The 7,951-nt window shown below is 52.2% G+C and carries 5 protein-coding genes and 1 pseudogene; 2 read left to right on the top strand and 4 right to left on the bottom strand.

Annotated features, from left to right (window positions below):
- Together BUE76_RS24160 and BUE76_RS07130 are read left to right on the top strand one after the other, a co-directional pair.
- Positions 1-605, top strand: a pseudogene (locus BUE76_RS24160) (hypothetical protein); the annotation flags it as partial.
- 143 nt (positions 606-748) lie between these two features.
- Positions 749-2,401: a pyruvate dehydrogenase complex dihydrolipoamide acetyltransferase gene (locus tag BUE76_RS07130; protein ID WP_073040463.1), complete on the top strand. Its 1,653-nt coding sequence runs from the start codon at positions 749-751 to the stop codon at positions 2,399-2,401.
- 417 nt (positions 2,402-2,818) lie between these two features.
- Here BUE76_RS07130 and BUE76_RS07125 read toward each other — a convergent pair whose 3' ends face one another.
- The 4 genes from BUE76_RS07125 to BUE76_RS07110 all read right to left on the bottom strand — a co-directional run bounded on the left by BUE76_RS07125 (position 2,819) and on the right by BUE76_RS07110 (position 7,923).
- The gene (locus BUE76_RS07125; protein WP_073040465.1) at positions 2,819-4,387 is read right to left on the bottom strand and encodes a M1 family metallopeptidase; all 1,569 of its coding nucleotides are present in this window, start codon (positions 4,385-4,387) and stop codon (positions 2,819-2,821) included.
- Between the two features lie 60 nt (positions 4,388-4,447).
- A complete protein-coding gene (locus tag BUE76_RS24155; RefSeq protein ID WP_143157213.1) occupies positions 4,448-4,801 on the bottom strand; it encodes a hypothetical protein in 354 nt (117 codons plus the stop codon).
- 262 nt (positions 4,802-5,063) lie between these two features.
- Positions 5,064-6,419 carry a MutS-related protein gene (locus tag BUE76_RS07115; protein WP_245798305.1) on the bottom strand — a complete coding sequence of 452 codons (1,356 nt, stop codon included), beginning with the start codon at positions 6,417-6,419 and terminating at the stop codon, positions 5,064-5,066.
- Positions 6,420-6,582: 163 nt separating this feature from the next.
- Positions 6,583-7,923 (bottom strand): dihydroorotase, encoded by a 1,341-nt coding sequence (locus BUE76_RS07110; RefSeq protein ID WP_073040471.1) that lies wholly within the window; start codon positions 7,921-7,923, stop codon positions 6,583-6,585.
- Positions 7,924-7,951: the final 28 nt, after the last annotated feature.

Genomic DNA, 7,951 nt, shown 5'->3' with positions numbered 1-7,951 from the left:
CCCCTGCCGGCGAGGCTAAGCTGATAGTGGAAACACCCAGGCCCCAACCTGTTGCGGCAGCACCCGTCCCGCCCCCCCAGCCCCGTACCGTGGCGGCTCCTAAACCGGTAGCGGCTACTGCCCCCCCAACTGCTGCGCCCGCTGCTACCAAGCCCAAACTGGGATCGCTGGCAGCCATGCGGCAACATGTGGCCATGAATACCGTTACCGAAGAAGTTGCGGCCGATGTGCCCCTGGAGCCGGTAAGCCTGCGTGCCGCCTGGGAACGATTCATTGCCCAATTGGAAAGCGATAAAAACCCTGCTGCCCAGAGCTTTAAAATGGCCGAGCTGATCATCCGGGATGAAAGCGCTTTTGAAGCTACTGCCGCCAACAACCTGCAGCAAAAGTTCCTGGAACTGGAACGGGGAAAATGCTGCGAGTACCTGCAAAAGGAATTAGGCAACCGCACGGTAGCTTTTTCGGTACTGGTGGTGGAATCGCCCGACGAGGAGGTGGCTGCCGACCTGCACCTTTCCGCAAAGCAGCAGTACCAGATCATGATTGAAAAATACCCGTTGATCAAAGAGTTAAGGGAAAGACTAAGGCTTGACCTGGAGTTGTAATGCCCTGGAAAAGGCAAGTTACAGCCCAGTTAACGGGTGAATTACACCCATCGCATTACAAAAAAAATCATCCGCGCCCTGTAAACTGTTTTGGCTTAATTTCACGCCGCATTTTACTGCGCACCATATATAAATAATCGAACATGGCTGAAGTGATCTTAATGCCCCGCCTGAGCGACACGATGACCGAAGGCGTGATTGCGGCATGGCATAAAAAAGTTGGCGACCCTGTTAAGAAAGGCGACCTGTTGGCGGAAATTGAAACCGACAAGGCCACTATGGAACTGGAAAGCTATAAAGATGGTATCCTGTTGCATGTAGGCGCCGACAAAGGAGGCAAACTTCAGGTAAATGACTTGCTGGCCATCATCGGCCAGGCAGGTGAAGATATTTCCGCACACGTAAATGGTGGTGGCGCCGCAGCTGCAGCTCCCCAGGCAGCTCCTGCTGCTGAAGCTGCTCCTGCCGCCCAACCCGCAGCCCAGCAACCGGCAACTGCTGCCCTTGACCTTTCCAAAATGGAAGAGGTGGTGCTGATGCCCCGCCTGAGCGATACCATGACCGAAGGTGTGATTGCCGCCTGGCATAAAAAGGTAGGCGACGACGTAAAAAAAGGCGACCTGCTGGCCGAGATCGAAACCGACAAGGCCACTATGGAGCTCGAAAGCTATAAAAATGGCAAGGTGCTGTTCCTCGGTGCCGACAAAGGCCAGAAGATTGCCGTAAACGACCTGCTTTGCGTTATTGGCGAAGAAGGTAAGGTAGATGTTCAGGCAATTGTAGCAGCCTCCAAAGGTGAAGCTACTGCGGCTCCTGCAGCTTCCGCCCCGGCTGCATCCCAAGCCGCAGCACCAGCTGCTACAGCCACTCAGCAAGCGGCAACTGCTCCTGCTGCTTCCCTCAATGGCGATGGCCGCATCAAGGCTTCGCCCCTGGCTAAAAAGATCGCTGCCGACAAAGGCATCGACCTGGCACAGGTACCCGGCACCGGCGATGGCGGCCGCATTACCCGCAACGACATTGAGAACTTCAAGCCCCAGGCTGCTCCCGCCGCTGCACCACAGGCTGCTGCTGAAGCACCCAAAGCCGCACCCGTTCCCGTGGTGGCAGGCGAAGAAGGCTACCAGGACATCAACCTCTCGCAAATGCGTAAGGTAATTGCCAAGCGCCTGGGCGAAAGCAAGTTCTCGGCACCTCACTTCTATCTCACCATGGAAATCAATATGGACAAGGCTATGGAAGCCCGTCCTGCCATGAACGAGGTAAGTGCCGCCAAGATTTCCTTCAACGATATGGTGGTGAAAGCTGCCGCTATGGCCCTGCGCAAGCACCCCGCTGTAAACAGCAGCTGGATGGGCGACTATATCCGCCAGTACAACCACGTTCACGTAGGTGTGGCAGTAGCCATCGAAGACGGACTGATTGTACCCGTGGTACGTTTTGCCGACCAGAAGCCCCTCAGCGCCATTGCTGCGGAGACCAAAGAACTGGCAGGTAAGGCCAAGGCCAAGAAACTGCAGCCCAACGAGTTCTCGGGCAACACCTTCACCATCTCCAACCTGGGTATGATGGACATCGAAGAGTTTACCGCCATCATCAACCCGCCCGACAGCGCTATCCTGGCTGTTGGCCGCATCAAGGAAGTGGTGGTACGCAAGGGCGACGGTTTTGGCGTAACCAATGTAATGAAGGTTACCCTCAGTGCCGACCACCGCAGCGTGGATGGTGCCGTTGGCGCCGCCTTCCTCCAAACGCTGAAGCGCTTCCTGGAGAACCCCGTAACCATGCTGGTATAGCAGTAAGGTTCAGGCTAAGACTAAGATTAAGAATTCAGATAAGGACCCGGGGTGTATGCTCCGGGTCTTTTTGCTTTTAGGGTGTTGGGTAAGGTCGTATTCCAGGTAAGTCTGCTCCTGTTTATCAATCTTTACTATCCCCCGTATAACTCGGTTACACCTTAACTGCAACGAAACGTCATTGCGAGGCGCATTCGCTACTACTGTCTGAAGGCTACTTGCGCGCCGAAGCAATCTCCAGCCGCTGTAAGCCACCAAACGGGCACAAAGGGCAACCCTATCATTGCAGGGGATTGCTTCAGCGCCGCCAACTGCTGCGTAATGCAAAACACTATTGGCGCTTCGCAATGACGTTCCACAACCAGTTCAAGCTTAAAAGAGCGTTCCTGGTGATGATTTATCGTTTGGCAACAAAGCTCACTCCCTGATCGTTCCTTCAAACAACAAATTCACATTCGGATCCAGCAGGATAACGGTAGGCTTTTCCCGAGAAGGCAACTCGTACCGTTCCTTTACCTTGTTTACCTGGATCCGATGTAAGGTTTGTTTTCCCTTGGCGTCAACAAATGCCAGCTCCAACGGGAAATGGTAAATAGTTTCGCCCGTTTGCTGCAACTGCAGTTGCACTTTGCCCCTGCTGTGTGCCCAGGTAATATTCAAACGCGGCACGCCGGGATGATACAGCCACTGGTCGAAAAAGGGCTGGAGGTTTTGCCTGCTGATCTCTTCGGCCAGCTTTTGAAAATCGCGGGTATCGGCGTTAGCACCTGCATAGTTTTTATAAAAAGCCTGCAACACCTGTCGGAAAACCGCGTCGCCCAGCTTGCGGCGCAACATGTGCAGGAACCAGCCTCCTTTTTCATAGCTGTTGGCATTCAGCAGCGACTGCAGGTCGGAGGTAGTATTGACCACGCTGGTTTTGTTGTGGGCCACAAAGTCGACTACCTGCTGCCGCTCGGCACGCAGCCGGTCTTCAAACGCGGCTTTGCCGTATTTGTACTCCCAATAAAGATTGGTGCAGTAAGTAGCAAAGCCTTCCGATATCCAAAGATGGGCAAAGCTCTTTTCACTCACCATATCGCCAAACCACTGGTGGGCCACTTCGTGTGCCATACGGTCTTCGTGGGTACCCTTGCCGGTGGGTGTATTTTCTTCGTAAAAAATGGCACTGGCGTTTTCCATTCCGCCAAAGCGGGTACGCGACTGCACATTGGCCAGTTTTTTAAAAGGATAAGGCCCAATATATTGGTGGAAATAATCCAGCATGCCTTTGGTGAGGGCGAAGTCCTTGAATCCTTTTTCACGGTCCTGCGGGTACACCCATGCCGATACCGGCACACCGGCAGCACTGTCCAACAAGCCCACCGCCATTTCGGCCACGCCAATCACCATCACCTTGGTGGGAATGGGCGTGGGCTCCTGCCACACGGTTTGCTTCAATCCCTTGCCGGCATTGGTTTCTTCCACCTGCAGGCCATTGGCAATAACCTGGTAATGCGCCGGGGCAGTAACGGAAAAACGAACCGAGGCTTTATCATCAGGGCGGTCGTTGCAGGGAAGCCAGTGGTGCGCCCTATTGGGCCAGTTGTCGGCAAAGAAGGTGCGGCTGCCGTATTTGTTGCGCGAAATAATGAGGCCATCGGCAGGAATGCCTGCATACTGAATCACCACCTCCTGTTCGGGCTGCTGCCGGTCCAGCCCGCGCATATCAATAAACAGGTCGTTTTGCTGGTGCGAAAAAGCAATGCGCTTGTCTTTTGCCCTAACCTCATTAACCCGCATACCTTTTCCACGTTGCAACCCCGCCAGGTTGAAACGTACCGAGGAGAAAGTATCGGTATACTGGAAACGGATGGTAGCAACACCCCTGATGGAATCGTGTTGGTCGGAAAGCTGTAGCTGGAAATCGTAGTGCTGTACATCGGGCACCTGGGCCTGGAGCAGGGAAGCAAGTAAAACAGCGGAGAGGGTTAAGAGCAGTTTCATGGTGTTGTGCAGCCTTAAAAGTACGCTGTTTTATTACAGTCGGTCCTTCCTGTATTGCTGCTATCGCACCTTGAACAAATCACGGAAGTATCTCATCAACTCAATGGCTGTCTTCCTGTTTGTATCAGCGGGAGTGCAGGTATCTAATTCTTCCGCGTCGTAGAAGTAAATCGTCTGAATGTCGTTTTTGGTGATGCGGTAAAAAACTATTTCACTGCCATCTTCAACACTGCAGGTAGCGGTGAACTGGGTTGCAGGTTGTAATTGCCAAATCCTTAGTTGTGCCAACTGCTCCCAACGATTGGGTCCGTTATAATGGAAAGCAGGAACAAAGGGAAGCAAGTACCGGTTGGTGTCTGGTTTAACAGCCTGGAAGTTATCATCCGATCGATAGAAATGAAGGGCAAGTTCCATGGGCAGGTTCCTGCCCCTTATGGCAGCATATGGGTTTTTGTAGGTAAACAGGAAAACAGATCCCTTGCTTTTAGCGACAATATGGTAGTTGGGGTAAGGACTCCAGGAAGAAAACTCATGATAGATCAGCGTACTGTCAAAATGCTTCTGAAAAAATTGATGCAGGGGTGTCTCCTCTTTATACCATTGACTTTTTGCCTCTTGGCCCGTAGCAAGCAGCAAAAAAAGAAATGCGACCAATCGAAAAAACATCCACTTGCATTTATAGATTCTCCAGCAACTCCACTACTTTCTCCCTGCGCAAGATAACATACCCAATCCGGTCGTTGGAAACACCGTCCTTCAGCTGGTAGCTGAAAGAAAGCTGGTCGTCGTGCACTTCGGTTTCGAAGTATTTGAAGGCAATGGTTGGATACTGCTTCAGCTCCTCGCCTATCTCGTACAGGTGGGTACTCAGCACAAATAAGGAGTTGTGCATTTTAATCAAACCTTTGATCACCGTTAGCGAGCACTTCATGGCATCCTGCACGTTGGTGCCCTTGAATAATTCATCGATCAGCACCAGCCACTTGCGACCATCGTTGATTTTGTTGATGGTGTTTTTGATGCGCTGTACTTCGTTGAAAAAATAGCTTTCTCCTTTTGCAATATTGTCCGACACATTGATATTGGACAGCACGCCGTCGAACAAGGACAGCCGCATGCTTTTGGCAGGTACGCCCATACCCATATGCGCCAGGAATACCGAGGAACCCAGGGCCTTGATGAGCGTACTTTTGCCGGCCATATTAGCACCGGTAAGGAAAACAAAATGCTGGTCGGGGTTCATTTCCAGGTCGTAGGCAACGGGCTTTTCCAGGAGTACGTGATACAAACCCCTGGCTTGAATTAGCGGCGGGCTGTCGTCTACAAATTCAGGGAAATGCAGGTCGTATTTCTGCACGGCTACCGCCATTGAATACCAGGCATCCAAACGGCCATAGAGGTCCATCAGGTCGAGGATACGGGTTTTGTGGAGGTAGCGCACATGGTGGGTAAAATAGAGGTTTTGCACCACGCTGAACTTCGTTCCGGCTTCGGCCTCCGACAGGCGTCGTAACGGCTCTTCCGATAAAGCTTTGCGCACCCTTTCCATCAGCAGCTGCACCTGTGCGGGCAACTCCACACCGGCAAACAGTTGCTCCAGCTTTTTAATACCCCTGAAAAAGTCGGCAAAATGCCGGATGGAGTACTTGATCATGGAATAGTCGGCGGCATGCAGCAAACGATATGAAAGCGCACTGGCGGGGTTGGGATGCTGCGGACCGGGATCGAGCGGGTAATCGAGGAACTTATCCATCACCAGGATGGTACCGTTGGTGATATCGGCAGGCCATTCATCGATGTGCGCCATCACGGTACGGATGATGGTTTGGGTGCCGCGGATCTTCTTCAGGTCGCTGTGCGGCTCGTTGAAGTAGCGGCGCAGCCATTCCTTGCCGCCAATGGTGCGGGTGAAGTTGAGCTTATGAAATATGGAGAACTCCTCTTCCTGCTGGAAGATGGAAATGTCGTTAAAAGTTATCTTATCAATCTGCATACCCCCTGTCCCCCTAAAGGAGGGACTTAGGTCGAACATACTGAATTTTAAAGGAATAGGTTTTACAGCAGGCACTAGATTTTGAAATCTTTGGCAAACAAAAGCCACCTCTTCTTAAAACAACAACGCCACCCCTGTCAGGGTAGCGTTGTTCCCAATTATGCTTTCCGGCCTAAGTTCCCCCTTTAGGGGGACAGGGGGTTTACCTATCAAACTTCAGCCGCTGTCCTTTTTGTGACTCATCAAAGTTCCCATTTTCATAAACCAGGTGACCATTTACAAAAGTATGGGTGATGGCTGCCGGGAAAGTGGTGCCTTCCAGCGGGCTCCAGCCGCACTTGTACAGGATATTGGTTTTTTCAACGGTGGTTGTTTGCTGCGGGTCCACAATCACCAGGTCGGCATGGTAGCCTTCGCGGATATAACCACGGTCCTTGATCTGGAAACAGTCGGCAACGGCATGGCTCATTTTCTGTACCACCTTTTCCAGCGTGATGCGGCCTTCTTTTACATAGTGCAGCATAAGCAGCAGCGAATGCTGGATCAGCGGCAGACCGGCATGTGCCTTTTCGTAAGGCTCCATTTTCTCTTCCCAGGTATGGGGGGCGTGGTCGGTGGCAATTACATCGAGGCGGTCGTCGTTGAGGGCCTGCCACAAAGCCTCGCGGTTAAACGGCGCCTTGATGGCGGGATTGCACTTGATGCGGTTGCCCAACGCGGGGTAATCATCGGATGTAAAATGCAGGTGGTGCACACACACTTCCGAAGTGATCCGCTTGTCCTTCAGGGGCAGCATATTGGTAAACAGCTGCAGCTCTTTCTCGGTGGTAATATGCAGGATGTGGAGGCGGGTGCCATGTTTTTTGGCCAGTTGAATGGCCTTGAACGAAGATTCAAAACAGGCTTCCTCGTTGCGGATGATGGGATGATCCGAAGGCTCGAGTACCGGCTTTTGGGCCTTAAGCTTTTCTAGGTTGGCCTTGATGATGCTTTCTTCTTCGCAGTGGGTGGCAATGAGCACCTGGCTTTCGGCAAAGATGCGGTCCAGCGTCAGGTAATTATCTACCAGCAGGTTGCCCGTTGAGGAACCCATGAAAATCTTTACGCCGCAGATATCCTGCCTGCGGTCGTTTACGCGCAGCACTTCCTCGAGGTTGTCGTTGGAAGTACCCATAAAAAACGAGTAGTTGGCCAGCGAAGTGTTGGCACCGATGGCGTATTTCTGCTCCAGCAACTCGTGGGTAAATGCCGGCGGGTTGGTGTTGGGCATTTCCATAAAAGAAGTAACACCACCTGCAACCGCAGCTTTTGCCTCCGAATAAATATTGGCCTTGTGGGTAAGACCCGGCTCGCGGAAATGCACCTGGTCGTCGATGGCGCCCGGCAAAAGATACTTGCCCTCACCATTAATTTCTTTTACGTTGTCCGTAACCGTTAGCTGTGGCGCTATACGTTCAATACGTCCATTAGCCACCAGCACATCCAAGACCTCCGTGCGGCCTTCGTTCACGACCTGAATATTCCGGATAAGATATTTATGCATAAATTCAATTCTTCCGTTAACCCTCTGA

It is taken from the genome of Cnuella takakiae (assembly GCF_001953305.1).
GTDB lineage: Bacteria > Bacteroidota > Bacteroidia > Chitinophagales > Chitinophagaceae > Flavisolibacter > Flavisolibacter takakiae.
Note: the sequence above shows the minus strand (reverse complement) of the source record. Positions and strands in the feature narration are given on the sequence as shown.

Coding starts and splice junctions, on each gene's coding strand:
- BUE76_RS07130 (WP_073040463.1), top strand. CDS start 749: ATGGCTGAAGTGATCTTAATGCCCCGCCTGAGCGACACGATGACCGAA.
- BUE76_RS07125 (WP_073040465.1), bottom strand. CDS start 4,387: ATGAAACTGCTCTTAACCCTCTCCGCTGTTTTACTTGCTTCCCTGCTC.
- BUE76_RS24155 (WP_143157213.1), bottom strand. CDS start 4,801: ATGGAACTTGCCCTTCATTTCTATCGATCGGATGATAACTTCCAGGCT.
- BUE76_RS07115 (WP_245798305.1), bottom strand. CDS start 6,419: ATGTTCGACCTAAGTCCCTCCTTTAGGGGGACAGGGGGTATGCAGATT.
- BUE76_RS07110 (WP_073040471.1), bottom strand. CDS start 7,923: ATGCATAAATATCTTATCCGGAATATTCAGGTCGTGAACGAAGGCCGC.